A 24,436-nucleotide genomic window follows, 5' to 3' on the forward strand; every position below is an offset into this window, starting at 1 on the left:
AATGACTATATAGCCGGGGGAACAGTGCCTGCAGCCGTTGGGATAGCAGTACGGCCTTTAACACGTCCGGTTTTCATCAAACCATCATAATGGCGCATCAGTAAATGACTTTCAATTTGTTGTAAGGTATCTAATACCACACCCACCAGGATGATCAACGAAGTACCGCCAAAGAAACGGGCAAACACACTGTTGATGTGAGCTAAGTTGGCGATAGCCGGGATAATAGCAATGATAGCCAGAAATATGGAACCAGGTAAAGTAATTTTACTGATTACATCGTCAATATAACTGGTAGTGGCATCGCCTGGCTTTACACCGGGTACAAAGCCATTGTTCTTCTTCATATCTTCCGACATTTGCCGTGGGTTTACGGTTATGGCGGTGTAGAAGTAAGTGAACAGGATAATCAGCACAGCAAACACAGCATTGTGTAACCATGAAGTATAGTTAGACAAGGAAATGATAACACTGTTAGCAGCCAGGCTTGGTGAAAATGAAGAGATGGTAGCCGGAATGAACATCAGCGCCTGTGCGAAGATGATCGGCATTACACCTGCAGCATTGACCTTTAACGGAATGTACTGACGTACGCCGCCGTATTGCTTGTTGCCAATAATACGCTTGGCATACTGAACAGCAATTTTGCGTGTACCCTGCACCACCAGTATAGTGAACATTACTACCCCTACTAAAGCCAGTATTTCTACAATGAACAACAACACACCACCACCGTTTGCAGTAACACGTGAGCTGAACTCGCTAACAATAGCACCGGGCAACTGGGCAATGATACCTACCATAATAATTAAGGAAATACCGTTACCAATACCTTTATCGGTAATTTTTTCACCCAGCCACATTACAAACAGTGTACCTGCGGTTAACACGAAAATGGACAGCAGGTTGAAAGTAAACTGGCTGATGTTAGGATTAATAGCGCTTTCGGGCACCTGTGATTTTACGTAACCAACGGCCTGTAAGGCAGTAATGATTACGGTAAGGCCACGTGTCCAGTTATTGATTTTGTTACGGCCGCTTTCACCTTCCTTTTGCAGCTTGGCAAAATAAGGTACTGCGATGCCTAACAACTGCACCACAATAGAAGCAGAAATGTACGGCATTACACCCAATGCAAAAATGGATGCACGGGAGAATGAGCCGCCGGCAAACATATTTAATAAACCTAATAAGCCTTCTTTGGCTTTTTGGTTGTTAAGCGCTGAGCTAACTACACCGGGTAATACTACATAAGAGCCTACACGATAGATTAAAAGAAATAAGAGTGTGTTGGTGATACGCACTCTTAAGTCTTCAATTTTCCAGATATTGGATAATGTGGTGAAGAAGTTTTTCATTGAAAATTTACAGCTTTACGATGGAACCGCCTGCGGCTTCAATTGCTTTTTGTGCTGTAGCCGAAAAGGCATGAGCCTGAACGTCTAACTTTGCGTTTAACTCGCCACGGCCTAAAATCTTTACCTTATCATTTTTAGAAGCCAACCCGTGCTCACGCAGGGTGTCAAAGTTGATGCTGTTTAAAGTAAAGTTGTCGGCTAACTGCTGCAAGGCATCCAGGTTTAAAGCTACATACTCTACACGGTTAGGGTTTTTAAAGCCCACCTTTGGCAAACGGCGCTGTAATGGCATCTGTCCTCCCTCAAAACCTACCTTAGTGGTAGTTCCTGAACGTGAGCCGGCGCCTTTGTGGCCGCGGGTTGATGTACCGCCATGGCCTGAGCCCGTACCGCGGCCAATTCTTTTTCTATTTTTGGTTGAACCTTGTGCAGGTTTCAAATTACTTAAATTCATGGTATTAAAGGGTTTCAATTGCTACCAAATGATTTACTTTCCGGATCATGCCGATGATGGCAGGGTTCGCTTCTACCTCTACGCTGTGGTTGATCTTTTTCAAACCTAAAGCTTCGATGGTTCTTTTTTGGCGCTCGTTTCTATCGATCACGCTCTTAATCTGTGTTATCTTGATTTTCGCCATGACTGATTATCCGTTAAATACTTTACCTAAGTTAACGCCACGCTGCTGCGCTACCGTATTCGCATCACGCAGTTGCGACAATGCTGCTACCGTAGCTTTAACCACGTTGTGCGGGTTTGATGAACCTTTCGATTTCGCCAATACGTTGTGCACACCGGCTGACTCTAATACAGCACGCATAGCACCACCGGCAATTACACCGGTACCGTTAGCGGCTGGCTTGATGAAAACAAAACCACCTGAAAACTTACCGATTTGCTCGTGAGGGATGGTATTATTGATGATAGGAACTTTTACCAGGTTCTTTTTAGCATCATCCACACCTTTGGCAATCGCTTCAGTTACTTCTTTTGCCTTGCCTAAGCCATAGCCAACCACACCATTTTCGTCACCTACTACCACAATAGCAGAGAAGCTGAAGGTACGGCCGCCTTTGGTTACTTTGGCAACGCGTTGTATGCTTACCAAGCGGTCTTTTAATTCGATCTCGCTTGTTTTTACTTTCTTTACGTTTAATGTTGACATTCTCTGTTAAGTTTAGAAATTTAAACCACCTTCACGTGCACCTTCGGCTAATTGCTTTACGCGGCCGTGGTACAGGTAACCATTTCTATCAAATACTACATCCTTAATACCGGCGGCAATCGCTTTTTCGGCCACCAGTTTACCTACGGCTACTGATTGCTCGCTTTTGGTTCCGTTAGCCTCAAAGTCTTTAGACATTGAGGAAGCTGAAACTAAAGTTGTACCGGTTACATCGTCAATGATCTGCGCATAAATTGCTTTATTGCTTCTGTACACTGACAAGCGCGGACGTTCTGCAGAACCTGAAATACGCTTTCTGATTCCTTTTTTTATTCTGTCTCTTCTTGTTAATTTACCTGTCATGACGATTATTTTTTAGATGCTGATTTACCTGCTTTTCTTCTTAACACTTCACCAACAAACTTGATACCTTTACCCTTATAAGGCTCTGGTGCACGCAGTGAGCGGATTTTAGCCGCTACCTGTCCGATCAATTGCTTGTCGATAGATTCGAGAATAATAGTTGGGTTCTTACCCTTTTCAGCAGTAGTGGAAACTTTAATTTCTTGCGGTAACTGGAATACATAGTGGTGTGAATAACCCAGCACTAAATCTAAGGTATTACCAGTGTTGGTAGCGCGGTAACCCACACCTACCAGTTCCTGCTCTATTTTGTAACCAGTGGTTACACCAACAACCATGTTGTTGATTAAGGCACGGTACAAACCGTGCAATGCTTTATGACGCTTTTGGTCTGACGGGCGGCTGACAACGATATTGCTGTCTTCCTGTGCAACAGTAATGTCACTGTCCACGTCTTGCTGCAGTTCTCCCTTCGGGCCCTTTACCGTTACCACGTTGTTGGCAACGCTTATGGTAACGCCCTGAGGTATAGCGATAGGTGCTTTTCCTACTCTTGACATTGTTTCAAATTCTTTTTAGTGATTAATAAACAAAGCACAACACTTCGCCGCCTACATTTTGCTGACGTGCTTCCTTGTCAGTCATTACTCCATGAGAAGTAGAAAGGATGGCGATACCCAGGCCGTTCAATACGCGCGGCAGATTGTCTGAACCTGCATATTTACGTAAACCTGGTTTGCTGATGCGTTCGATGGTGCGGATAGCCGGGATTTTGGTTACCGGATGATACTTCAAAGCTACTTTGATAGAGCCCTGAGGACCGTTATCCTCGAATTTGTAATTTGCAATGTAACCTTTGTCGAAAAGCACCTTGGTGATTTCCTTTTTCAGATTAGATGCAGGAATTTCAACAACCCGGTGGTTGGCTTTAATAGCATTCCTTACTCTGGTAAGATAATCTGCGATTGGATCTGTATTCATTATATAAATTATGACGACGGTTTCCTTTCCGGACCATCCGGATGACCTTTCGTCGGTGAGTTCAAAAAATCGGAATGCAAAAATAAGAATTTAAAAGTCAATACTTGCATAGGCAGGTAAATTTTTGACTTTCAAATTCTTATTAAGCTTTAAGAAGCTGCTGATTACCAGCTGGCTTTCTTTATTCCCGGTATTTTACCGGCCAATGCCATTTCACGGAATGTAACACGTGAGATACCAAACTGGCGCATATAACCGCGGGGACGGCCGGTTAATTTACAACGGTTGTGTAATTTTACCGGAGAGGCGGCTTTAGGCAATTTGTCTAAAGCTTCATAATCGCCGGCTGCTTTTAAAGCCGCACGCTTATCAGCATATTTAGCTACTAACGCAGCACGTTTGCGCTCACGCGCTTTGATACCTTCTTTAGCCATTTTGTTGTGGAGTTTGATTTTTAAATGGTAAACCAAATTGTTTCAGCAATTCTAACGCTTCTACATCGTTTTGTGCCGAAGTTACAAAGGTAATGTCCATACCCTGAATTTTGCTGATCTTATCGATGTTAATTTCAGGGAAGATGATTTGCTCAGTAATGCCCAGGGTGTAATTACCCTTGCCATCAAAGCCTTTATCATTGATACCTTTAAAGTCGCGGATACGTGGCAGGGCTACTGAGATCAAACGATCCAGAAATTCATACATGTTGTTATCACGTAGGGTTACACGCACGCCTACCGGCATACCTTTACGCAACTTGAAGTTTGAAATATCTTTCTTAGAACGTGAAGCTACCGCTTTTTGTCCGGTAATGGTGCTTAACTCGCTAATGGTGGTATCAATCAGTTTTTTATCAGTGGTAGCAGCGCCTACACCCTGGTTGATGGCAATTTTTTCGAGCTTAGGCACCTGCATTACGCTTTTGTACTGAAACTTGTCTTTCAGTACAGTGCGGATATCGTCCTTGTATTTTGATTTTAATCTTGGTACGTAAGCCATTACTTAATTTCCTCCCCTGATTTTTTTGATACCCTAACCAATTTGCCTGCATCATTCTTTTTGCGGCCTACACGAACAATGTCGCCTTTGGCATCAATAAGCGCCACATTAGAAATGTGGATAGCAGCTTCTTTTTTTATAATACCGCCCTGAGGGTTGGCAGCGTTTGGCTTGGTATGCTTAGATACCATGTTAACGCCTTCAATAATAACGCGGTTCTTTTCGGTGATAATTTTAGTTACCTTACCGGTTGCATCTTTTGCATCACCGGCAATAACCTTAACCTGATCGCCTGCTTTGATTTTAAATTTTACTTTCTTTTCCATGTTACAGTACCTCCGGTGCTAATGATACAATTTTCATGAATTGCTTCTCACGCAGTTCTCTTGCAACAGGGCCAAAGATACGGGTACCTCTCGGCTCGTCCTGGTTATTTAACAATACAGCTGCATTATCATCAAAACGGATGTATGATCCGTCTTTTCTGCGTATTTCTTTTTTAGTTCTTACTACTACGGCTTTTGATACAGTACCTTTTTTAACGTTGCCTGATGGCAAAGCGCTTTTTACAGTAACTACGATCTTGTCGCCTATCGAAGCGTAACGCTTCGCGGTGCCGCCCAGCACGCGTATTACCAATACTTCTTTGGCTCCGCTGTTGTCGGCTACGGTCAGTCTTGATTCCTGTTGTACCATCTTATTTCGCCTTTTCTAATATTTGAACTAATCTCCAGTTTTTGTTCTTGCTTAGCGGGCGGGTTTCCATAATCAATACGGTATCGCCAACACCACAGGTGTTCTGCTCATCGTGAGCCATAAACTTGGCAGTTTTGTTTACGAACTTGCCATAAATGGGGTGTTTCACCTTACGCTCAACCGCAACCACGATAGATTTTTCCATCTTGTTGCTAACCACTAAGCCGATACGTGTTTTTCTTAAATTTCTTTCCATGATGTCCACGTGTTATTGTTGCTGCTCAGTAGCGGTTGCTGCTTTACGGTTAGTTAATTCGGTGCTAACTCTGGCAATATCTCTGCGCAGGTTTTTGATGCGGTTCGGATTTTCAATCGCTGAAACTGCGTGTGCAAATTTCATTTTAGTAAGATTGGCTTTGTCCTCACCCAATTTAGCCGTCAAATCTTCAGTTGAGAGGGCTTGGATCTCTGAGTTCTTCATTCTGTTACTTGTTGTATGCTGCAAGTTGTGAGTTGCAAGTCCGGCCTGAACTCACAACTTACAACTTACAAGTTGTTTATTAAACACTGCAGGTAATCAATTTACTGTTTACCACCTGCAGCTACCATTTTACGCTTCTACGTAATCCCTGCGGGTTACGAATTTGGTTTGTACCGGTAACTTCTGAGCGGCAAGGCGCATAGCTTCTTTAGCTACTTCCAGCGGCACACCTTCGGCTTCGAAGATGATGCGGCCCGGACGCACTACGGCTACCCAGTATTCGGGCGCACCTTTACCTTTACCCATACGTACTTCTGCTGGTTTTTTGGTTACAGGCTTGTCAGGAAAAATCCTGATCCATACCTGGCCTTCACGTTTCATAAAACGTGTTACAGCAATACGTGCAGCCTCGATCTGGCGGCTGGTAATCCAGGCCGGTTCGAGTGATTTTATACCGAAAGAACCGAATGAAAGTTCTGCACCACGAGTGGCCATACCCTTCATTCTGCCTTTTTGCATCTTTCTGAACTTCGTTCTTTTTGGCTGTAGCATTTTTTTAAGATTTGAGATATGAGATATGAGATGTGAGATTGCTCCCCCTGCCTGTTCTCTCCTATCCTTTTAAAACTTAAGTTCTTTATTTGATTTTGATGTTAGATTCAAGCTATTCTCATATCTCAAATCTAACATCCCGTATCTCTATATTAATTATCTGTTACCACCCGGACGGCTGCCGCCACCACCGCCACCCGGACGGTTGAAGCCACCACCACCACCTGGACGATTGTTACCTCCGCCACCACCCGGACGGTTGTTACCTCCGCCACGCTGGTTGTTGTTACCGCCGCCTCTGCGATCACCACCGCCTCTGCGGTCGTTACCGCCACGGTCATTACCGCCAAAGCCTGCTGCACCTTCCGGACGGCCACCTTTACCGCTTGCGCTGCTGGTTGAACCGATGTTCGGGCTCAAGTCGCGCTTGCCGTAAACTTCGCCTTTGCAAATCCACACTTTGATGCCAATTTTACCATAGGTGGTTAAGGCCTCGCCTAAAGCATAATCAATATCAGCACGGAAAGTGTGCAATGGGATACGTCCTTCTTTGTACTGCTCGGTACGTGCCATTTCAGCACCGCCTAAACGGCCTGAACACATAATCTTTATACCTTCGGCACCCATACGCATAGTTGATGCGATAGAGGTTTTCATGGCACGGCGGAAAGAGATACGGGCCTCTAACTGCTTGGCAATGCCTTCGGCTACCAATTGTGCATCAAGCTCAGGGCGTTTAATTTCAAAGATGTTGATCTGAACGTCCTTTTTAGTCAGCTTTTTTAACTCTTCTTTGATCTTATCCACTTCCTGGCCGCCTTTACCGATAACGATACCCGGACGGGCAGTATGTATAGTAACAGTAATACGTTTTAAAGTACGCTCGATAACTACCTTTGACACGCCGCCTTTAGCGATACGTACAGAAAGATATTTACGGATTTTTTCGTCTTCAACTAATTTATCGGAGTAGTTGTTGCCACCGAACCAGTTAGAATCCCAGCCTCTGATGATGCCTAAGCGGTTACCTATTGGATGTGCTTTTTGTCCCATTTTTAAATTAATTGCTAACGGTTGTTTTACTATCTACTACCAGGTGCACGTGGTTTGAGCGCTTGCGGATACGGTACCCACGGCCCTGAGGCGCAGGGCGTAATCTTTTTAACTGACGGCCACCACCTACTGAAACCTCTTTAACATACAGGCTGCTGTCTTCCACACGCTGACCTTCGTTTTTAGTTTCCCAGTTTTTAATAGCTGAAAGTAAAAGTTTTTCAACGCGGATAGCTGCTTCCTTGTTAGTGAACTTTAAAATGTTCAACGCTTTTTCAACGTTTTCGCCACGGATCAGATCCACTACCAAACGCATCTTGCGAGGTGAGGTAGGGCAGTTTTGTAACCGTGCAGCAGAAGCTCCGCCTTGCTGAGCTTTTTCCTGCTCTTTGCGCTGCCGGATTAGGACAGATTTTTTAACTTTTTGTGTTGCTTCCATTGCGGGTTATTTTTTCTTTTCTGCGTGACCACGGAATGTACGGGTTGGTGCAAACTCGCCGAGTTTGTGACCTACCATATTTTCTGTTACATACACAGGGATAAACTTATTACCGTTGTGTACGGCGAATGTATGACCAACAAAGTCAGGAGAAATCATGGAACGGCGTGACCATGTTTTAACTACCGATTTTTTGTTGGTATCGTTTAAAGTCGTAACCTTTCTTTCCAGGTTATGATCTATATAAGGCCCTTTTTTAATTGAACGTGCCATTATTTCTTCCTTCTGTCAATGATGTAACGATCTGATGATTTCTTCTTGTCGCGGGTTTTGTAACCTTTAGCCAGCAAGCCTTTGCGTGAGCGTGGATGACCACCTGATGAACGGCCTTCACCACCACCCATAGGGTGATCTACCGGGTTCATGGCAACACCACGAACGCGTGGGCGACGGCCTAACCAGCGCTTGCGGCCGGCCTTACCTAACACCTCATTGGCTTTCTCAGCATTTGATACTGAGCCAATGGTGGCAAGGCAGGTAGCCAGAATCATACGGGTTTCGCCAGAAGGCAATTTGATGATTGCATATTTACCATCGCGGGCACTCAACTGAGCGTACGTACCTGCCGAACGGGCAATACTGCCGCCCTGGCCGGGGTTTAACTCAATGTTGTGAATGATAGAACCTAACGGAATACCTTTAAGCGGCATGGTGTTACCTACTTCGGGCGGTACAGTTTGGCCAGACAATACAGTTTGACCAACAGTTAAGCCGGTAGGGGCAATCATGTATCTCTTTTCACCATCGGCATAATGCAACAGGGCAATACGTGCCGAACGGTTAGGATCGTATTCAATAGTGGCAACCTTTGCAGGGATGTCAAATTTGTTACGTTTAAAGTCAATGATACGGTAGGCTTTCTTGTGTCCGCCACCAATGTAACGCATGGTCATCTTACCAGAATCGTTACGTCCGCCTGACCTTTTAATTGCAACTACCAGTGATTTCTCAGGAACGTTGGTAGTTACGTCAGAGTAGTCAGCGCCCACTCTGAAGCGGGTACCCGGGGTTACCGGTTTAAATCTTTTTACTGCCATCTCTCTTTTTATATTGTGCTATAAAAATCAATTGTTTCACCATCCTTCAACGTGATAATCGCTTTCTTGTAAGTAGCGGCACGGCCAGAAACCATACCCGCCTTAGTATTGCGACTTTTAAGTTTACCAGAATATTTCATGGTGTTTACTGCCTTAACATTAACACCGTACATAGCTTCAATAGCTGTTTTGATCTGAATTTTGTTAGCTCTGTGATCTACTTTGAAAGCATAACGGTTCAGTTTCTCGGTCAGCTGGGCTACTTTTTCAGTAAGTAAGGGTTTCTTTAAAATTTCCATAATTACTTAGCAAACGCTTCCTCCAGAGTTTTAACAGAACCTGTGGTTAATAACAGCTTACCGGCATTTAATACGTCATAAGTATTCAGCTGGTCGGCAGTAATCACTTTCGCTTTTTTCAGATTTCTGCTTGATAAATATACATTGTTGTCGGCAGCAGGCAGTACCAGTAAAGTCTTTTCGTTACCCAGGTTCAGGTCGGCAACCAGCTTTATATAATTTTTAGTTTTGATGGTATCAAAGCTAAAATCTTCTAAAACCACAATGCTGTTGTCCTGAGCTTTATAGGTAAGCGCTGTTTTACGTGCCAGTGCTTTTAATTTTTTGTTAAGTTTAAAGCTATAATCGCGCGGTTGCGGACCGAATACACGGCCGCCACCATTAAACAAAGGCGACTTTACGCTACCCGCACGGGCACCACCGGTACCTTTTTGCTTGTACAGTTTGCGGGTTGAACCAGCAATCTCATTACGCTGCTTTGATTTGTGTGTACCCTGACGCTGGTTAGCTAAGTATAGCTTTACGTCAAGATAAACGGCATGTTCGTTTGGCTCGATGCCAAACACCGCATCAGGAAGTTGCACCTTGGCACCTGTCTCTTGTCCTGATACATTGAAAACATTAACTTCCATCTTACTTATCCACGATTACGTATGAACCCTTAGCTCCGGGGATGGAGCCTTTAACTACCAGCAGGTTTTGCTCGGCAAATACCTTTACTACTTCGAGGTTTTGAACTTTCACGCGTACGTTACCCATCTGACCTGCCATGCGCATACCTTTAAATACGCGTGATGGCCATGATGACGCACCCAGTGAGCCTGGTGCACGCAAACGGTTGTGCTGGCCGTGGGTTTGCATACCCACACCACCAAAACCATGGCGCTTTACCACACCCTGAAAACCTTTACCCTTTGAAGTGCCTGCCACATCCACAAAATCGCCAACGGCAAAAAGGTCAACACCTATGGTGTCACCCAATGCTTTTTCGTCTTCGAAGGTTGTGAACTCCACCATCTTACGCTTTGGCGTAGTACCGGCTTTTTGGAAATGCCCTTTCAACGGAGAAGAAGTGTGCTTCTCTTTCTTTTCGTCATACGCTAACTGAACAGCAGCGTAACCGTCTGTTTCAACAGATTTTACATGCGTTACCACACATGGACCAGCCTCGATTACCGTACAAGGAATATTCTTCCCTGCCTCATCAAAAATGCTGGTCATTCCTACTTTTTTACCAATGATTCCTGACATTTTAATTTAATTTGTTTAATTGCCCATCGAAGCAGTAGGGCTTCGTTCAAGGCGTTTTGCCCCCAAAAGGGTCGGCAAAGATAGGATTTTTATACTTATTTTCAAACAGTTATACAATAATTTGAAAATAAATATGGGGTGAAATTTTATCTGTGCTTTTTGAAGTGTGTGCTGATTTTGCACCTGTATCTATACAAAAGTATATTGCGTGTTACGTAACGTAGCCTTACAAGCTACCAATGCGCACAGCAATTTCTTTATCAGTAATTGTCTCGCTTTCTGACTTTTCGTATATAGCGAGCAAGTAGATTACATCATTTAGTAATCTGACATAGGTAATTATGCGGGTACCACCCGATTTTCCTTTAGATGTAATGGCCAGCCGTATTTTGCAGCAGTCATTACCTAATGATTTGCCTTGTATTAGATTATTATGCAAATCAATACTAAGCTTGGATAAATCCGCTTTTAATGAAGCATGCTTTTTACCAAGCCGCTTAAGTTCACGCTCAAAAGGTAGTGTTACAATAGTACTATAGCTCATTTAAAAGCTGCTCTATTGTTTTGGCTTTTATTGTACCGGCTTTGTGCTTTTCAACAAATTCTACAGCTTCGTCCAAATCGCTCAATATAGATTTTTTCTTTATTGCGTTGTACTCATTCAGGTCCATCACTACTACATTCTTCCTCTTACTACGCGATACAATTACAATCTCCGCATCATCATTCACCTTATCCAAGCTTTTGGGCAGATTTTGGCGAATTTCGGTATAATTCAACACCTCCATATTAAGTACCTATTTAAGTACAAGTGCACAAATATTTACTCCTCCATCAACCGTTTAATCAATTCCCCGCTCTGCTCCCGCCCGTCCTGCAAACGGTGGCTGAAAAAGGATTGCACCTGATTGAAGTGCTTTTTGTAGCCTTCAATATCTCCATAGCCAATAATAGATGACCATTCGCGTACGGCGGAATGAAATTCCAGATCATCGCCCCGGATAGTTTTGTCATACAATGCCGTTTCGATGGATTCTTCCAGCAGGTCTTCGTTTTTAAACAGGTATTCAGCAATACCCAGCCGCAGGCGGAAAGGCGGCGTCTGGCAGATCAGGTTGTCATAAGGGTTAACATTCAAATTATGCCAGGCATCAACCATACTCAAAATACTTAGGTGCGAGTTGGGCTTGCGCAGGCCGGCATTGTCATGCAGAGAAAACTCCTGCATTACCTTATCGTTCAGCATAATGGATTGCCGGCTTTCGTGAAACACAAAATCGCGGGCACGATATAAGCGCTCTCTGAAGGCCGCTTCCTCCTCTTTAATCATCAGCTTAAACAGTTCGCTTTCAGACCGGGCATAAGCCTTAACCTGATGGCGGGCATAAGGGTTAAGCAACGCCAAGCCTGCATACACATGCGCCTTGTAGCTGAATATACGAAGGGTAATTAAAATCTTCACATTGTCAATACCACCCAAATACGAAGCATTTTCCCAGGGAAAGAACCCGGCATGGCTCCAGGCGGTACCCATACTTTCAAAACCTACATGAGTTACGGCTTGCGTATCGGCCACTATCTTATCGTGCTCGTGGTAATCATCAATCTCTACAATGTCTGAGCCTACGGCGGTAAATAAATCCAGTACCCGGCGGTATGCGGCCTCATCGGCCCGGTGCGGGATGATGATCAGCTTCTGCCCGGCCGGCTCAAAGCCCGGCCCGTGCATGGCATGAAAGGTGATGATGTTGGCATCGGCAGGCAGATACTTTTCAAATACCGCAATTTCAGGGTGTTTCACTGAGGTTTGCCCGGCCACTATGGCACCATACTTGGTAGAAGCGCCACATTCGGCTACCACACCGCCTAACCGGTCTGCTTCCACGGAATAGATAATAAAATCACTGATGCGGGAAACTTCGCGGCCATCATCAAGCAGGCGTATGCGTAATGGGTTGAGTTCCTGCTCCAGCCGGTTACGATGGGCCGGCAAATCGCAGCCGCAAACGGTGTAACCTGCTTTGGCGAATGCTTTAGCATACAGTTTACCCATATCGCCCAAACCAATAAATCCAATATTCATTGCACTAATATAAATAGCTTTAGCTATTATTAATTGAAACTATTTATATTCGTTACCAGTAAAAAGCTTTAACTTTTTTTAGCGAAGTGCTGATGTTCAACAGTTTAGCTAATAAAACTATACCGTTTTTTATTTACATCAATACTACTCAACTTGCAGGATTATGAATAAGCTACCCATTTTGAAGGCATTTACGCTAATATGCCTGTCGCTTGGCACTTTATACAGCCAGGCTCAGGATAGTACCAGCACCAGGCCGGTACGCACACCTGCCAAAACCATGATAGTGAATCCGAGATTGCAAAACAGGCTTACTCAGCCCGCAGGTACCACTACCCCACGTAAACCGGCAGCTACTAAACCCACTACCGGTACCAATGCCAAACCTGCACCCGTGTATCATACGCCGGCAGTTGTTTATACACAACCGGTTACCCCTGCTACAGCAGTTACCGATAAAAGCCTGAGCGGCCAGTACCAGTATTTGTTAACCAAACTGTACGGCTACCAGCGCCCGGTAGCCTCAGCTTTCTACAAAAACCTTACCGACAGCATTGTAGTACAGAAACGCAAGGTAAAGCAATTGCAGGCCAGCCTGAACACGCAAAGCAAAACGGTTAAGGATCTGCAAACAGATGTTAGTACCAAGCAGGAAAGCCTGGATGCTTCCAATAATAAGGCCGATTCCATTAGCCTGCTGGGCATCCCTATGTCAAAATCGTCTTATAACATGCTGATGTGGGGACTGGTACTTGTATTTGGTGCAACGGCAGCAGTAGTAATTATGCAATCGGGCAATAACAGGCGCGAGGCAAAATACCGCACCAAACTGTATGATGATCTGGATGAAGAGTATAAAACGTATAAGACCAAATCCAATGAAAAAGAGAAACGTTTGGCCCGCGACCTGCAAACTGCCCGTAATAAGTTAGAAGAAATCACCGGCAACCCGGAGTATTAATAATACGCAGTCATCTATATCATCATTACGAAGCCGTTTTAAGAACGGCTTTTTTTTGTGTATCACAGAATGTTACAAAGCTTAATTAATCCTTTTGGCTTGCCATTTGTCCTACTGGTATAAACAATATAAAATTTCACCTCATGAAAAAGAGCATCATCGCCATAGCATTAGTTGTATCCTTCATCAGCTCATTATCCAGCTGCGTAGTTAGAGATGGCCGCCGGGGCCCGTATCGTCATGATCGTGGTTATCGTGGCGACCACCATTATAACAATGGATACAACCGGGGCTACTAAGCTTTTAAAGTATTTTAATCAACAAAGGCCACCTGCAATGCAGATGGCCTTTTGTATGTTGTCCGAATCTTCCGGTACTGTCACACCTTGATTTCTACTTCAACGCCGCTTGGCAGTTCAAGTTTCATCAGCGCGTCCACTGTTTTAGAGTTAGAGCTGTAAATGTCCAGCAGGCGCTTGTATGAGCACAGTTGGAACTGCTCGCGCGCTTTCTTATTTACGTGCGGTGAACGCAGTACGGTGAAAATTTTCTTCTCCGTTGGCAAAGGCAGCGGTCCGCTTACTACAGCGCCGGTTGGCTTTACAGTCTTTACGATCTTCTCGGCTGATTTATCAACCAGATTGTAGTCGTAAGATTTCAGTTTGATTCTGATTCTTTGGCTCATTATGATTTAGTTTTTGTGATTTCACCGATTTCGGGGTGATTTCACTGATTTTAATTTGCCCCCTAAGAGCTATTTATTAGAGTGGCTTTATTTTATCTTAAAGATTACACCAATCAATCTGTGAAATCACAAATCAATAGGTATAATCAAAAATTCACTTATGCAGTTACGCCTTTGGTTTTGCCTTTTGATTTGGCAACCACTTCTTCCTGTACGTTGCGTGGCGCTTCGGCATAATGGTCAAACTCCATGGTGGAAGTAGCACGGCCTGAAGTGATGGTACGCAACTGGGTTACATAACCAAACATTTCCGACAATGGCACAGTAGCTTTAATGACCTGGGCACCATTACGGGTATCCATACCTAAAAGCTGACCACGACGACGGTTCATGTCACCGATTACATCACCCATGTTTTCTTCAGGAGTAAGAATCTCGATCTTCATGATCGGCTCCAGCAATACCGGCTTACATTTTGGCAATGCCTCACGGTAAGCAGATTTAGCTGCAATTTCAAATGACAGCGCATCTGAATCGACAGCGTGGAATGAACCATCAATTAACCGTACCTTAAGGTTGGTTAACGGATAGCCGGCCAGTACACCATTCGCCATAGAAGCGGCAAAGCCTTTTTCTACAGATGGGATAAACTCACGGGGGATAGAACCACCGGTGATTTCATTCACAAACTGTAAGCCTTCTTTACCTTCATCGTTAGGGGAGAGAATAATTTGAATGTCGGCAAATTTACCACGACCACCGGTTTGTTTCTTATAAGTTTCGCGGTGCTGTATAGTACCGTTAATTGACTCTTTATAAGCTACCTGTGGCGCACCTTGATTAACCTCTACCTTAAACTCACGTTTCAGGCGGTCCATAATGATATCCAGGTGCAACTCGCCCATACCTGAAATTACGGTTTGGCCGGTTTCTTCATCTGAATTTACACGGAAAGTTGGATCCTCTTCGGCTAATTTACCTAAAGCCATACCCAGTTTATCCACGTCGGCCTGAGTTTTAGGCTCAATGGCTAAACCGATTACCGGCTCAGGGAAGTTCATCGACTCCAATACCACCGGGTGCTTTTCATCACACAGGGTATCGCCTGTTTTAATATCCTTGAAGCCTACCACCGCAGCAATATCACCTGCACCTACGTTAGGTATAGGGTTCTGCTTGTTAGCGTGCATCTGGAAGATACGGGAGATACGCTCCTTGTTATCGGAACGCATGTTGTGGATATATGAACCAGCTTCCAGGTTTCCTGAATATACACGGATAAAGCACAAACGGCCTACAAACGGGTCGGTAGCAATTTTGAATGCCAAAGCCGCAAACGGCTCTTTTACATCCGGTTTAATCACTACTTCTTCGCCGGTGTTAGGGTTGGTACCAATTACACCTTTGGAATCCATAGGTGAAGGCAGTAACTCCATTACATAATCCAGCATGGTTTGTACACCCTTGTTCTTGAAGGATGAACCGCAGGTCATCGGTACAATTTTACCGGCTAAGGTAGCCTGGCGTAAAGCGTCCAGTACTTCGCGCTCGGTGATGGTAGTAGGATCATCGAAGAATTTCTCCATCAATGTATCATCAAACTCAGCAACGGCTTCCAGCAGTTTCTCTCTCCACTCGGTTGCTTCCTCTACCAGATCATCAGGAATCGGCACTTCGGTAAAGGTCATACCCTTATCGGCCTCATTCCAGACAATACCACGGAAGTTGATCAAATCAACCACGCCCTTGAAGCCATCTTCAGCACCTATCGGAATTTGCAGTGGCACCGCGTGGCTGCCCAGCATATCACGTACCTGCTTCACCACCTTCAAAAAGTCGGCGCCGGAGCGGTCCATTTTGTTCACGAAACCGATACGGGGTACGTTATAGTTATTAGCCAAACGCCAGTTGGTTTCTGATTGCGGCTCTACACCATCAACGGCCGAGAACAGGAAAACCAACCCGTCAAGCACACGTAATGAACGGTTTACCTCTACGGTAAAATCCACGTGGCCAGGGGTATCAATTACGTTTACCTGGTATTTGTTGTCGCGGTAATTCCAGAATACAGTAGTTGCAGCCGAAGTGATGGTAATACCACGCTCCTGCTCCTGCGCCATCCAGTCCATGGTAGCTGCACCTTCGTGCACCTCGCCGATTTTGTGGCTTACCCCTGCATAATACAGGATACGCTCTGTAGTGGTGGTTTTACCCGCATCAATGTGAGCGGCAATACCAATGTTTCTTGTGTATTTAAGATCTCTTGACATGTCTTTATTTATTGAGTGAATGAGCGATTGAGTGAATGAGTGATTTAACACACTCTTAATTCATTCATTCACTCATTCAAAATTCACTCATTAGAATCTAAAGTGTGAGAACGCCTTGTTGGCCTCAGCCATTTTGTGCGTATCTTCTTTCTTCTTTACGGCAGCACCTTCGCCTTTGGCAGCAGAGATGATTTCACCGGCCAGTTTCTCCATCATGGTTTTTTCACCACGGCGGCGGGCATAGCTGATCAACCATTTCATACCCAGGGCAATTTTGCGCTCAGGGCGAACTTCGGTAGGCACCTGGAAGTTGGCGCCACCTACACGGCGGCTCTTTACCTCTACAGCGGGCATTACGTTGTTCAGGGCTTTTTTCCAGGTATCCAAACCGCTTTCGCTGGTTTTTTTCTCTACAATATCAACGGCATTGTAGAAGATACCGTATGCGGTAGACTTTTTACCGTCATACATCATATTGTTCACAAACCTGGTTACCAAGATATCATTGAAACGTGGGTCAGGCAGGAGAATCCTTTTCTTTGGTTTTGACTTTCTCATTGTTTACTATCCTCCTTTTAATTATTTCTTTTTGCCTTTAGCTGGTGCGCCTTTAGCTGCTGCTGCCGGCTGGCCTGGTTTAGGGCGTTTAGTACCATATTTAGAACGACGCTGGTTACGGCCGTTTACACCTGAAGTATCCAGTGCACCACGGATGATGTGGTAACGAACACCCGGTAAATCCTTTACCCTGCCGCCGCGGATTAACACGATAGAGTGCTCCTGCAGGTTGTGGCCTTCACCAGGGATGTAGGCATTCACCTCTTTACCGTTGGTTAGGCGCACACGGGCCACTTTACGCATTGCTGAGTTTGGTTTCTTAGGGGTAGTGGTGTACACACGGGTGCACACGCCTCTTCGCTGTGGACAGCTGTCCAACGCTGGGGATTTACTCTTATCCTCCAGAGCTACTCTACCTTTTCTAACTAATTGTTGAATAGTAGGCATTTCTTCCTTTGATTGTTACTTTTTTTAAGCCCGCATTTCGGGACTGCAAAAGTACGAAGATTGTTTTTGATTTTCAAGTGGTTGCGGGAGAAATATTTATTGCAGACAGGGCGCGGGGTATGCGGTGGCGGGGAGCGGGACGGAGGGCGCAGGCAGGTGTTCACGTTCACGGTGGTGTGAACACCCGTGAACGCCTGTGAACACCCGTGAACGCCTGTGAACACTCGTGAACACCTGTGAACACCTGTTTGCGGGAAACGATGCCGCCGGGAGGGGTACAGTTGGCGGCCTTGGTTGAGCAAGCAGAGCGGTTTACAGACCCGAAAACGCTCTATTAAAGTTGATAAAATTCCATAAAAGGCGATAAAATGCCATAAACGGCAAAAAAACGGATGCAAACCGCGCCGAACCGGTGGCGGCCGGGCACACCGTGTGGTGGCGGGCAGGCCGCCGGGTAGTGGCCGCCGGTTACGCCTCCCCTTCTACAATTTTGATCTCCTCGTCGGTGAGGTTGTAAAGCTGATAGACGAGTTGGTCAATTTCTTTTATGTACATAGTAACTTCTTTTGCAGGATCCGAAGCTCGTATACTTAATATGCTATCAACTAAACTTAAAATTGTTTTTTGTTGCTGAATGGTTCCAATCTTTACAGGAATTTGCCTTATATCTTCAGGATATATGCTCGAATAGCTACCCTGCAATGTATCTGTACTTAAAAATTTACTAAAATAATAAGTATTTAAACGTGAATTTAAAATTGCTAAAATATATTGTAAGGACAATCCAGGAATGATTTTTACAGTCCACTTTTTTTCTGGTTTTTGGTATTTTAATAAATCTTCATTCCATAGAAGAACATGCATCAAATTATCATTCGAGTAATAATTGCTTATGTCAAGTGATGCAAAAAACGAGTTGTTTTTTCCACTTATTCTTCTGACTATAATTTTTTCGGATTCAAAAAGCTGAGGATATTTGGCTCGATGAAAATAGTTGACATTCGAAGTATAGTCAATATACTGATTGTCGAACTTGATTGAATACGGACTTATGTTTAATCCCTCAACATATTTTTTGTAACCATCTTTGTAACTATCATAAATAACAGAATCTTTAGTGAATTTTATTGGACTTTCAACTTTTGAGTGTGCAACAACACCTGTATTAATGCAAACTAAATTTCCCAGCAAAATAGAATTGCTATTTAATTTTTGATATATTTCAATATCATTATTATTCACATTAGTTTTAAATGCATAATTTTTTAGTCGCTTATAGAATGACTGTTGGATATCCCTGCCTATGTCTGATATTCCAATTTTTAGCCGAAATTCATCTTCAAACAATTTAGTTTTATTAACTAAATACACGCCGGTTTGCCTTGCAACATCTTCAAATACTACTTGTTTATCGAAATCTATTAACTCAATGATAGAAACGTTTTCCAAAAAGAACTTTCGTAGTTCTGTGGAATGTTTTTCTTTATAAAAGGAGGTTGGTAATATAAACGAGTTATAACCTGATTTTTTTAGTATCTGATAACTCTTAATTATAAACCCTCCGAACAAATCCCAATGACCTGTCAAATAAGGCTTGTAAGTTTCTTCTAAAAAAAGCACTTGGCTTCTATTACTGGCAGATAAATCCCAATTAGATATATAAGGTGGATTTCCAATCACCACATCAAACCCAATGAAAACACCATCTTCATTTAACACTTCTGGAAATTCAAAACGCCACTCAAAGGCATTTTCGTAGATTTTGTTGTTCTTAATTTCTTCTACTTCTAAGCGCAGGGCTTCTACCTCCTTTTCCAGTTTGGCCTGTTTTAGTTTACGCTCTTTGGCGGCTGCACGGCTTTCGCCAAATAACTGCTGCTGGTTGGTAAGGTTGTACAGTTCACCGCTCTGGCGGTTCAGCTTTAGCAGCTTCGGGTCGTTACGGGCTATCTCGGTTCTAAAGTTGCTTTTAATGGTATTGATGATGCCTTCCATCTCGCGCTTCTGCTCCTTGTCGCGCGCGTTACGGTAGGTGGCTACGGCATTGCGGTACCCCTCAATGCTGATCTTGTTCTTTTTCAACGCCTGCTTCAAATCCGCATCCAGCGCAAAGCGGCTGATGAGCGAGTTGCCGGTTTTAATGTTGATATCGATATTGGGCAGCGTTTCCAGCTCCAGTAACCCGCCTGCAACCGTTTTGTAGTAGGCATTTTTCAGCAGCTCAATCCACAGGCGCAGGCGGCATATCTTTACCGAGTTGGGGTTAATATCCACCCCGAACAGGCAGTTCTCTATCAGCGTCTGCTTTTCGTGAAACAGGGTTTGCTGCACCGTTTGGCTGCGCAGGTCTTTGTAGTGGTACTTAAAGGGGTCGTTGTTCTCGTCCAGCACAATCAGCTCATCGTTCACCACCTCCATGCGGTAATCGCGCAGGGTGCGGCCATCGGCGCCCATCAGTATGTTCAGGTCGCTTTTTATGGCAATCAGCTCATTCAGGGCCGATACTAAAAAGTGCCCCGAGCCAACGGCCGGGTCGCATATCTTCAGGCTGTTAATCAGGCTGTTGGCCTCGTGGCGGTCGGTAATGCGGTCATACAGTTCGCTGTAGTCCTTCAATTCCCAGCCTTTGGCCTCGTTAAACTTTTGCACCACGGCGCGGCGTATGGTTTCGCGGCACATGTACATGGTAATAAAGCCGGGCGTAAAAAAAGAGCCGTCCTTATACCCGTTTATCTTCTCAAATATCAGCCCCAGCACCGAGGCGTTAATCAGCGTTTTATTGTCCTCCTGTATCTCCTCGGCCCCCTCGCTGCTAAAATCATAGGCGTTTAAAAAATCAAACAGGTAATCCAGCGTAACAAAACCCCCTTTACGTGTTTTGCCGCTCCCGTCCTTCAATACGGTGGCGCTCAACAAGGGCAGCGCTATATTATCTTCTAAATTGTTAATGAACAGCGTTTGGTGTTCCAGCTCGGTAGGCTCAAACAACGAGGAGTTTAAGTAAGGCACATTGCCAAACAGCCGCATTACCTCCTGGCTGCGCTCGGCCGGGCGTTTGGCCAGCACCCGGAAAAACAGCTTATCCAAGTCGTCAAAGTCCCGTATCTTATCCTTGTTTAAAAAGGTGTACGCCTTATCGCCTTTATGGTAGTTCAATAGCTGCGCTTCCAGCAGTTTCAAAAACAGGATGCGGTTCACCCAGGTAATCACCAGTTCGAGCGCCACAGTATACTGGCGTTCGGCATAGGTTTCGCCGTATTGCGAGGGGCGGTCGAGCCGCGAGATCTTATCGTGGCTGTCCAGGTTGGTAATGGTGTTTTCCAGCAGCGAGCCGGGGTTGCGCTCCCCCTCCTTTTTGCGGCTGATGAGCTTCTTGCTGCCTTCCTTGTACTCATATAAACCGATAATGTGCAGCAGTTCCGAGTAAAATTTAGGTTGCAGCGTATTGCTGTCATTAGCGAACGAGAGCTTGAGCAAATGCACCGGCGACAGTATCTTGAACAGCGGTATCAGCTTCGTATCATCATCCGGGTTATCGTTCAGTGCATACTTACTATAGGTCCTGATATCGAAATAAACCGCTTCTAAACTCAAATCACTATCTGCCAGTAATTTTTCCAGCTCTGCATAAAACCAGGGGTTATCCTTATTATCCGCCTTCTTTTGCTCAAACAGCTTTTTAATGGCGGTGTTGCGGTATATCTTTTTGTCAAACTCGTTGGCATCAATTATATACCACTCAAAAATATTGGTGGCTATCAGTTGCTTTATCTCGTGGCGGTTATGGGTAATGCGCTCGGTAAGGTAATAGAGTATCAATTCGCGCAGCGCCTTTGTGTTGGGCTTCTGCTCACTCAGCATCTCGGTTTTATTGGCAACGCTTTTTACCTCTAATATCACCCCGATAGGGTCGGCAGGAGATTTGCCGGTATGTATCACCAAATCATTTTTACCAATGGGGTTGATCTGGTAACTATCCTTATACCAGCTGAACTTTAAAAAATCAGCCACCAGCGATTTCAGGTGTTCCTCGTCGGCCTTATCGTTAATTTTATTCAGCAGATCGGCAAAATGCTTTTTAAAAAGCTCAATATCGGCACGGTTTACCTTCTCTTTAAGGTAGGCCTTGTTGAGCGCTTGCTTCGGGGTAACAGGTTTAAGGTGCATCGGCGGTTCTGATAGCGTAAATTAATACATAAAATTTTACAATGCCTAATGCCGTATGCAAACCTTAATACGCGCTATATTAAATCGGGGGGGTAATCATTTCAATACGTAACCGTATGGCCGGTATCCGGCAGGCAGTAAACTCAACAGATAAAATTCTGTTCAACGGCTAAGTGCTGTTCATCAGTAATCCGCTACTTTTACCACATGGAGCAACTTAAAGCTGTAATTAACGCCATATCCCCTATGCCAGAGGATGATTTTTGGCTTCTGGCGCCCCTCATAAAATCTTACAGCATTAAAAAGAAGGCGCACCTGCTACAGCAGGGGCAGGTATGCCGGCATATCTGGTTTTTGCAGCAAGGCGTGTTCAGAATGTATTATGCGGATGAAGCGGGTAACCAGATCACTTACCGCTTTGCTACCGCAGGCCATTTCTTTGTGGATTTTCAGAGCTTTATTACCCAGCAGCCCTCGCATTACCACTGGCAGGCGCTTACTTCTGCCGAGGTACTTGCCTTCGCCTATGAGGATGTGCAGCAGTTATACCGCCGGTCGGCTGCGTGGGAGCGCTTTGGCCGGCTGGTTGCCGAGCGTGTATATTTAGAGTTGAATGAGCGGGTAGAAATGCTGCAACTGCTATCGCCCTGGCAGCGCTACCAGCACCTGCTGCGCACCCGGCCCGGGCTATCCGCCCAGGTTTCGCAGCAGCACCTGGCCTCCTACCTCGGCATCAAGCCCGAATCATTAAGCCGGCTGCGCAGGCGGATGCTGCACCCCTGATGTTCAGTATATTTTTTTCAAATTCAGATAACCCTTTCCACATCATGCTGCACTTGTTTCAGCATCCCGCCGGCAGCGCCCATATTAAGGTAACCACGCGGCCAGCGCAACGGTATACTCATCCTGAGGGCTGCTGAAACAAGTCCGGCATTGACCGCATTGTTTATCTTCAGCACATTCATGGATGCGGTACCCCTGCTGTTTTCTTAACCCAGGTTAACGGTTTCGGCTTTGCGGCAACCTTACCTTTGCATGGTTAGTTCTTTTATAAAAACTTAAGAAAACACGTATGATCAAGTTCACCATCCTGTTGAAAAAACGCGCGGATATGACCACCGAAGAGTTTGTGGCCTATCATCGCAACCAGCATGCGCCGCTGTTTAAATCGCTGCCCGAAGTGCAGCAGTATGTTCGCCGTTATGTGCAGGGCCATTTAATTAATGCCAGCCTGCCGGGCCTGCCGCCGCCAAAGTACGATGGCACCACCGAGCTTTGGTTTGATGATGCCGCCTCCATTGGTAAAGTGTTTGCGGCCAGCCGCTATATGGAAATCATACGCCCCGATGAAGAGAAGTTTCTGGACCTGCAGGGCTGCGATTTTTTAATATGCGCAGAAAATGAAGTGATATAACCTGCCTATCAATACAACTGCAACACAAGTGCTGGAAAAATAAAGTGCCAAACTCATCAGCCGCTCGTCCCTCCCCTGGGGAGGGCAGGGAAGGGTTTCTGCGGCAGGGGGAAACTTTATAGTAAGTATTACATTATCTAATGCAATAAAATAAAACTTGCTTGCTTATCCGGCGCAGAACCCCTCCCTACCCTCCCAGGGGAGGGATAAAAGTTAATTTATCTTGTCCAACTGCGGAAGAATTTAAAAATCTTTAGGGCAGTATACCCACTGCAAAAAGTTTCTCCCTGCAACTGCGATGATAAGTTGTCTCTTCGCGGAGGTAAAGCGTAAGCTATAAACCACAAAACCCGGCTTATGGCCGGGTTTTGTGGTTTATACAATTAGCAACTACTGTTTAGGCTTTGCGGCCTTTTTGGTAGTGGTGGTTGTTTTGTTGGTTTTGTAGCGCATATCGGGCGTGCCATCCTTTTTGGTTGGCGTGGCCGATACCTTGGTATCAGTGCTGGTTTTGTAACGCTTATCAGCCGTACCGTCTTTTTTGGTATGCTGTACCTGCTTGGTGGTGGTTGAGGTTTGCACGCTTTGCGCAGCAGCGCTTAAAGCACCCATGCTGATCATCAGCACGGCTAAATAGGTTTTTAGCTTGTTCATGGTATCTGTGTTTGTGTACAGGTTAAACACAAAACTTAACAGATGGTTTATTAAGGAGTTACGATAAATATGCATTCGCAAAAGCTACCGCACTGTTGAGGCTGCCGCCTGCTGCTACCAGTAAACCCTCGCCCCCCTTTAGCTTACCTTAAGCTCCTGGCGCGACTGATACAGCGACCTCACGATGTGGGTAAGCACCTTGTTGGCTTTTATTTCCCTGATGATCCGCTTTTTCAGTTTATGCAGCAGCGGGTCATTACTTACCAGCGACCACTCGTTGTTATGCGAAGTTAGCACCCCCCTGCTGTTTGGCAGCCGCACCAGGTAAGCGTAGCCGCCCTTCCGCATTGCAAGTTCGGAAACACGGAAAATGTGCAATTTACCGTAATAGGTAAACTGAAGGCAAAAATCCCGGAATGCATAGCTGCTTGTCATAGTTGTTCTCCTCCCTGTTTTAATTAATGGTTT

At 45.0% G+C, this 24,436-nt stretch carries 35 protein-coding genes; 4 read left to right on the top strand and 31 right to left on the bottom strand.

Translation table 11 applies throughout. From position 1 onward, the window contains the following. Positions 1-5: 5 nt before the first annotated feature. The 24 genes from secY to ACY652_RS02705 form a co-directional block, all read right to left on the bottom strand. Positions 6-1,358 (bottom strand): preprotein translocase subunit SecY, encoded by a 1,353-nt coding sequence (gene secY / locus ACY652_RS02590; RefSeq protein WP_462266379.1) that lies wholly within the window; start codon positions 1,356-1,358, stop codon positions 6-8. Positions 1,359-1,365: 7 nt separating this feature from the next. Further along, a complete protein-coding gene (rplO, locus tag ACY652_RS02595) occupies positions 1,366-1,812 on the bottom strand; it encodes a 50S ribosomal protein L15 (protein WP_462266381.1) in 447 nt (148 codons plus the stop codon). Positions 1,813-1,816: 4 nt separating this feature from the next. Beyond that, the gene (gene rpmD / locus ACY652_RS02600; protein ID WP_462266382.1) at positions 1,817-1,996 is read right to left on the bottom strand and encodes a 50S ribosomal protein L30; all 180 of its coding nucleotides are present in this window, start codon (positions 1,994-1,996) and stop codon (positions 1,817-1,819) included. Positions 1,997-2,002: 6 nt separating this feature from the next. Further along, positions 2,003-2,521, bottom strand: coding sequence for a 30S ribosomal protein S5 (rpsE, locus tag ACY652_RS02605; protein WP_462266383.1), 519 nt, complete (start codon positions 2,519-2,521; stop codon positions 2,003-2,005). Positions 2,522-2,533: 12 nt separating this feature from the next. Then, complete coding sequence (gene rplR / locus ACY652_RS02610; protein ID WP_462266384.1) at positions 2,534-2,884, bottom strand: 50S ribosomal protein L18; 351 nt, start codon at positions 2,882-2,884, stop codon at positions 2,534-2,536. A gap of 5 nt (positions 2,885-2,889) precedes the next feature. Next, positions 2,890-3,444 (bottom strand): 50S ribosomal protein L6, encoded by a 555-nt coding sequence (gene rplF / locus ACY652_RS02615; protein WP_462266385.1) that lies wholly within the window; start codon positions 3,442-3,444, stop codon positions 2,890-2,892. A 22-nt stretch (positions 3,445-3,466) separates the two neighbouring features. Then, positions 3,467-3,865, bottom strand: coding sequence for a 30S ribosomal protein S8 (gene rpsH / locus ACY652_RS02620; RefSeq protein ID WP_462266386.1), 399 nt, complete (start codon positions 3,863-3,865; stop codon positions 3,467-3,469). A gap of 164 nt (positions 3,866-4,029) precedes the next feature. Continuing rightward, entirely contained in the window at positions 4,030-4,299 is a 270-nt protein-coding gene (gene rpsN, locus ACY652_RS02625; RefSeq protein ID WP_462266387.1) for a 30S ribosomal protein S14, read from the bottom strand. Further along, positions 4,292-4,861, bottom strand: coding sequence for a 50S ribosomal protein L5 (gene rplE / locus ACY652_RS02630; RefSeq protein ID WP_462266388.1), 570 nt, complete (start codon positions 4,859-4,861; stop codon positions 4,292-4,294). The genes rpsN and rplE overlap by 8 nt, the downstream gene beginning before the upstream one ends. Continuing rightward, complete coding sequence (gene rplX / locus ACY652_RS02635) at positions 4,861-5,187, bottom strand: 50S ribosomal protein L24 (protein ID WP_462266389.1); 327 nt, start codon at positions 5,185-5,187, stop codon at positions 4,861-4,863. Before rplX ends, rplE begins: the two co-directional genes overlap by 1 nt. A gap of 1 nt (position 5,188) precedes the next feature. Beyond that, the gene (gene rplN / locus ACY652_RS02640; protein ID WP_462266390.1) at positions 5,189-5,557 is read right to left on the bottom strand and encodes a 50S ribosomal protein L14; all 369 of its coding nucleotides are present in this window, start codon (positions 5,555-5,557) and stop codon (positions 5,189-5,191) included. A 1-nt stretch (position 5,558) separates the two neighbouring features. Continuing rightward, positions 5,559-5,813, bottom strand: a complete 255-nt coding sequence (rpsQ, locus tag ACY652_RS02645) for a 30S ribosomal protein S17 (RefSeq protein ID WP_462266391.1) — start codon at positions 5,811-5,813, stop codon at positions 5,559-5,561. 12 nt (positions 5,814-5,825) lie between these two features. Beyond that, positions 5,826-6,038, bottom strand: coding sequence for a 50S ribosomal protein L29 (gene rpmC / locus ACY652_RS02650; protein ID WP_462266392.1), 213 nt, complete (start codon positions 6,036-6,038; stop codon positions 5,826-5,828). Between the two features lie 129 nt (positions 6,039-6,167). Next, a complete protein-coding gene (gene rplP / locus ACY652_RS02655; RefSeq protein WP_460681185.1) occupies positions 6,168-6,590 on the bottom strand; it encodes a 50S ribosomal protein L16 in 423 nt (140 codons plus the stop codon). 156 nt (positions 6,591-6,746) lie between these two features. Next, a complete protein-coding gene (rpsC, locus tag ACY652_RS02660) occupies positions 6,747-7,643 on the bottom strand; it encodes a 30S ribosomal protein S3 (protein WP_462266393.1) in 897 nt (298 codons plus the stop codon). A 7-nt stretch (positions 7,644-7,650) separates the two neighbouring features. After that, a complete protein-coding gene (rplV, locus tag ACY652_RS02665; protein ID WP_462266394.1) occupies positions 7,651-8,082 on the bottom strand; it encodes a 50S ribosomal protein L22 in 432 nt (143 codons plus the stop codon). 6 nt (positions 8,083-8,088) lie between these two features. Next, the gene (gene rpsS / locus ACY652_RS02670) at positions 8,089-8,355 is read right to left on the bottom strand and encodes a 30S ribosomal protein S19 (protein WP_462266395.1); all 267 of its coding nucleotides are present in this window, start codon (positions 8,353-8,355) and stop codon (positions 8,089-8,091) included. Next, positions 8,355-9,179: a 50S ribosomal protein L2 gene (gene rplB / locus ACY652_RS02675; RefSeq protein ID WP_462266396.1), complete on the bottom strand. Its 825-nt coding sequence runs from the start codon at positions 9,177-9,179 to the stop codon at positions 8,355-8,357. Before rplB ends, rpsS begins: the two co-directional genes overlap by 1 nt. 8 nt (positions 9,180-9,187) lie before the next feature. Beyond that, complete coding sequence (gene rplW, locus ACY652_RS02680; RefSeq protein WP_462266397.1) at positions 9,188-9,478, bottom strand: 50S ribosomal protein L23; 291 nt, start codon at positions 9,476-9,478, stop codon at positions 9,188-9,190. 2 nt (positions 9,479-9,480) lie between these two features. Continuing rightward, positions 9,481-10,110: a 50S ribosomal protein L4 gene (gene rplD / locus ACY652_RS02685; RefSeq protein ID WP_462266399.1), complete on the bottom strand. Its 630-nt coding sequence runs from the start codon at positions 10,108-10,110 to the stop codon at positions 9,481-9,483. A gap of 1 nt (position 10,111) precedes the next feature. Further along, positions 10,112-10,729: a 50S ribosomal protein L3 gene (gene rplC, locus ACY652_RS02690; protein WP_462266400.1), complete on the bottom strand. Its 618-nt coding sequence runs from the start codon at positions 10,727-10,729 to the stop codon at positions 10,112-10,114. A gap of 226 nt (positions 10,730-10,955) precedes the next feature. Further along, a complete protein-coding gene (locus tag ACY652_RS02695; protein ID WP_462266401.1) occupies positions 10,956-11,273 on the bottom strand; it encodes a type II toxin-antitoxin system RelE/ParE family toxin in 318 nt (105 codons plus the stop codon). Continuing rightward, positions 11,263-11,517, bottom strand: coding sequence for a type II toxin-antitoxin system Phd/YefM family antitoxin (locus tag ACY652_RS02700; RefSeq protein ID WP_462266402.1), 255 nt, complete (start codon positions 11,515-11,517; stop codon positions 11,263-11,265). The genes ACY652_RS02695 and ACY652_RS02700 overlap by 11 nt, the downstream gene beginning before the upstream one ends. 35 nt (positions 11,518-11,552) lie before the next feature. Next, positions 11,553-12,812 carry an NAD(P)-binding domain-containing protein gene (locus tag ACY652_RS02705; protein ID WP_462266403.1) on the bottom strand — a complete coding sequence of 420 codons (1,260 nt, stop codon included), beginning with the start codon at positions 12,810-12,812 and terminating at the stop codon, positions 11,553-11,555. Positions 12,813-12,975: 163 nt separating this feature from the next. On the opposite strand from ACY652_RS02705, the gene ACY652_RS02710 reads away from it, so the two are divergent. Continuing rightward, on the top strand, positions 12,976-13,773 hold the full coding sequence (locus tag ACY652_RS02710) for a hypothetical protein (RefSeq protein WP_462266404.1): 798 nt from the start codon (positions 12,976-12,978) through the stop codon (positions 13,771-13,773). Positions 13,774-13,916: 143 nt separating this feature from the next. Next, positions 13,917-14,072 (top strand): hypothetical protein, encoded by a 156-nt coding sequence (locus ACY652_RS02715; protein WP_462266405.1) that lies wholly within the window; start codon positions 13,917-13,919, stop codon positions 14,070-14,072. Positions 14,073-14,152: 80 nt separating this feature from the next. Here the strand turns inward: ACY652_RS02715 and rpsJ are convergent, their stop codons facing one another. From rpsJ to ACY652_RS02740, 5 genes are all read right to left on the bottom strand, one after another. Further along, positions 14,153-14,458: a 30S ribosomal protein S10 gene (gene rpsJ / locus ACY652_RS02720; protein WP_022830652.1), complete on the bottom strand. Its 306-nt coding sequence runs from the start codon at positions 14,456-14,458 to the stop codon at positions 14,153-14,155. Between the two features lie 158 nt (positions 14,459-14,616). Next, entirely contained in the window at positions 14,617-16,728 is a 2,112-nt protein-coding gene (gene fusA, locus ACY652_RS02725; RefSeq protein WP_462266406.1) for an elongation factor G, read from the bottom strand. A 90-nt stretch (positions 16,729-16,818) separates the two neighbouring features. After that, the gene (gene rpsG, locus ACY652_RS02730; RefSeq protein WP_462266407.1) at positions 16,819-17,286 is read right to left on the bottom strand and encodes a 30S ribosomal protein S7; all 468 of its coding nucleotides are present in this window, start codon (positions 17,284-17,286) and stop codon (positions 16,819-16,821) included. A 21-nt stretch (positions 17,287-17,307) separates the two neighbouring features. After that, on the bottom strand, positions 17,308-17,733 hold the full coding sequence (rpsL, locus tag ACY652_RS02735; RefSeq protein ID WP_462266408.1) for a 30S ribosomal protein S12: 426 nt from the start codon (positions 17,731-17,733) through the stop codon (positions 17,308-17,310). A 468-nt stretch (positions 17,734-18,201) separates the two neighbouring features. Then, a complete protein-coding gene (locus ACY652_RS02740; RefSeq protein ID WP_462266409.1) occupies positions 18,202-21,900 on the bottom strand; it encodes a type IIG restriction enzyme/methyltransferase in 3,699 nt (1,232 codons plus the stop codon). A gap of 207 nt (positions 21,901-22,107) precedes the next feature. Between ACY652_RS02740 and ACY652_RS02745 the strand changes: the two genes are divergently transcribed. Together ACY652_RS02745 and ACY652_RS02750 are read left to right on the top strand one after the other, a co-directional pair. Then, positions 22,108-22,683: a Crp/Fnr family transcriptional regulator gene (locus ACY652_RS02745; protein WP_462266410.1), complete on the top strand. Its 576-nt coding sequence runs from the start codon at positions 22,108-22,110 to the stop codon at positions 22,681-22,683. 289 nt (positions 22,684-22,972) lie between these two features. Further along, positions 22,973-23,314 carry an EthD domain-containing protein gene (locus ACY652_RS02750; RefSeq protein ID WP_462266411.1) on the top strand — a complete coding sequence of 114 codons (342 nt, stop codon included), beginning with the start codon at positions 22,973-22,975 and terminating at the stop codon, positions 23,312-23,314. A gap of 390 nt (positions 23,315-23,704) precedes the next feature. Here ACY652_RS02750 and ACY652_RS02755 read toward each other — a convergent pair whose 3' ends face one another. Both ACY652_RS02755 and ACY652_RS02760 read right to left on the bottom strand, forming a co-directional pair. Further along, the gene (locus ACY652_RS02755; protein WP_462266412.1) at positions 23,705-23,968 is read right to left on the bottom strand and encodes a hypothetical protein; all 264 of its coding nucleotides are present in this window, start codon (positions 23,966-23,968) and stop codon (positions 23,705-23,707) included. Positions 23,969-24,106: 138 nt separating this feature from the next. After that, entirely contained in the window at positions 24,107-24,403 is a 297-nt protein-coding gene (locus ACY652_RS02760) for a hypothetical protein (RefSeq protein WP_462266413.1), read from the bottom strand. Between the last annotated feature and the right edge of the window lie 33 nt (positions 24,404-24,436).

This window comes from Mucilaginibacter sp. (genome assembly GCF_965200995.1).
Taxonomy (GTDB): domain Bacteria; phylum Bacteroidota; class Bacteroidia; order Sphingobacteriales; family Sphingobacteriaceae; genus Mucilaginibacter.

Excerpts from the sequence above, each read along its gene's own strand:
- rplF (WP_462266385.1), bottom strand. The coding sequence starts at position 3,444 with ATGTCAAGAGTAGGAAAAGCACCTATCGCTATACCTCAGGGCGTTACC.
- ACY652_RS02745 (WP_462266410.1), top strand. The coding sequence starts at position 22,108 with ATGGAGCAACTTAAAGCTGTAATTAACGCCATATCCCCTATGCCAGAG.
- rplO (WP_462266381.1), bottom strand. The coding sequence starts at position 1,812 with ATGAATTTAAGTAATTTGAAACCTGCACAAGGTTCAACCAAAAATAGA.
- secY (WP_462266379.1), bottom strand. The coding sequence starts at position 1,358 with ATGAAAAACTTCTTCACCACATTATCCAATATCTGGAAAATTGAAGAC.
- rpsJ (WP_022830652.1), bottom strand. The coding sequence starts at position 14,458 with ATGAGCCAAAGAATCAGAATCAAACTGAAATCTTACGACTACAATCTG.
- rpsS (WP_462266395.1), bottom strand. The coding sequence starts at position 8,355 with ATGGCACGTTCAATTAAAAAAGGGCCTTATATAGATCATAACCTGGAA.
- rplE (WP_462266388.1), bottom strand. The coding sequence starts at position 4,861 with ATGGCTTACGTACCAAGATTAAAATCAAAATACAAGGACGATATCCGC.
- rpsN (WP_462266387.1), bottom strand. The coding sequence starts at position 4,299 with ATGGCTAAAGAAGGTATCAAAGCGCGTGAGCGCAAACGTGCTGCGTTA.
- rplW (WP_462266397.1), bottom strand. The coding sequence starts at position 9,478 with ATGGAAATTTTAAAGAAACCCTTACTTACTGAAAAAGTAGCCCAGCTG.
- rplV (WP_462266394.1), bottom strand. The coding sequence starts at position 8,082 with ATGGAAGCAACACAAAAAGTTAAAAAATCTGTCCTAATCCGGCAGCGC.
- ACY652_RS02700 (WP_462266402.1), bottom strand. The coding sequence starts at position 11,517 with ATGGAGGTGTTGAATTATACCGAAATTCGCCAAAATCTGCCCAAAAGC.
- fusA (WP_462266406.1), bottom strand. The coding sequence starts at position 16,728 with ATGTCAAGAGATCTTAAATACACAAGAAACATTGGTATTGCCGCTCAC.
- rplC (WP_462266400.1), bottom strand. The coding sequence starts at position 10,729 with ATGTCAGGAATCATTGGTAAAAAAGTAGGAATGACCAGCATTTTTGAT.
- rpsE (WP_462266383.1), bottom strand. The coding sequence starts at position 2,521 with ATGTCAACATTAAACGTAAAGAAAGTAAAAACAAGCGAGATCGAATTA.
- rplX (WP_462266389.1), bottom strand. The coding sequence starts at position 5,187 with ATGGAAAAGAAAGTAAAATTTAAAATCAAAGCAGGCGATCAGGTTAAG.
- rpsQ (WP_462266391.1), bottom strand. The coding sequence starts at position 5,813 with ATGGAAAGAAATTTAAGAAAAACACGTATCGGCTTAGTGGTTAGCAAC.
- rpmC (WP_462266392.1), bottom strand. The coding sequence starts at position 6,038 with ATGAAGAACTCAGAGATCCAAGCCCTCTCAACTGAAGATTTGACGGCT.
- ACY652_RS02715 (WP_462266405.1), top strand. The coding sequence starts at position 13,917 with ATGAAAAAGAGCATCATCGCCATAGCATTAGTTGTATCCTTCATCAGC.
- rplB (WP_462266396.1), bottom strand. The coding sequence starts at position 9,179 with ATGGCAGTAAAAAGATTTAAACCGGTAACCCCGGGTACCCGCTTCAGA.
- rpsH (WP_462266386.1), bottom strand. The coding sequence starts at position 3,865 with ATGAATACAGATCCAATCGCAGATTATCTTACCAGAGTAAGGAATGCT.
- rplP (WP_460681185.1), bottom strand. The coding sequence starts at position 6,590 with ATGCTACAGCCAAAAAGAACGAAGTTCAGAAAGATGCAAAAAGGCAGA.
- ACY652_RS02695 (WP_462266401.1), bottom strand. The coding sequence starts at position 11,273 with ATGAGCTATAGTACTATTGTAACACTACCTTTTGAGCGTGAACTTAAG.
- ACY652_RS02705 (WP_462266403.1), bottom strand. The coding sequence starts at position 12,812 with ATGAATATTGGATTTATTGGTTTGGGCGATATGGGTAAACTGTATGCT.
- rpsC (WP_462266393.1), bottom strand. The coding sequence starts at position 7,643 with ATGGGACAAAAAGCACATCCAATAGGTAACCGCTTAGGCATCATCAGA.
- rplD (WP_462266399.1), bottom strand. The coding sequence starts at position 10,110 with ATGGAAGTTAATGTTTTCAATGTATCAGGACAAGAGACAGGTGCCAAG.
- rplR (WP_462266384.1), bottom strand. The coding sequence starts at position 2,884 with ATGACAGGTAAATTAACAAGAAGAGACAGAATAAAAAAAGGAATCAGA.
- ACY652_RS02710 (WP_462266404.1), top strand. The coding sequence starts at position 12,976 with ATGAATAAGCTACCCATTTTGAAGGCATTTACGCTAATATGCCTGTCG.
- ACY652_RS02755 (WP_462266412.1), bottom strand. The coding sequence starts at position 23,968 with ATGAACAAGCTAAAAACCTATTTAGCCGTGCTGATGATCAGCATGGGT.
- ACY652_RS02750 (WP_462266411.1), top strand. The coding sequence starts at position 22,973 with ATGATCAAGTTCACCATCCTGTTGAAAAAACGCGCGGATATGACCACC.
- ACY652_RS02760 (WP_462266413.1), bottom strand. The coding sequence starts at position 24,403 with ATGACAAGCAGCTATGCATTCCGGGATTTTTGCCTTCAGTTTACCTAT.
- rpmD (WP_462266382.1), bottom strand. The coding sequence starts at position 1,996 with ATGGCGAAAATCAAGATAACACAGATTAAGAGCGTGATCGATAGAAAC.
- rpsG (WP_462266407.1), bottom strand. The coding sequence starts at position 17,286 with ATGAGAAAGTCAAAACCAAAGAAAAGGATTCTCCTGCCTGACCCACGT.
- rplN (WP_462266390.1), bottom strand. The coding sequence starts at position 5,557 with ATGGTACAACAGGAATCAAGACTGACCGTAGCCGACAACAGCGGAGCC.
- rpsL (WP_462266408.1), bottom strand. The coding sequence starts at position 17,733 with ATGCCTACTATTCAACAATTAGTTAGAAAAGGTAGAGTAGCTCTGGAG.
- ACY652_RS02740 (WP_462266409.1), bottom strand. The coding sequence starts at position 21,900 with ATGCACCTTAAACCTGTTACCCCGAAGCAAGCGCTCAACAAGGCCTAC.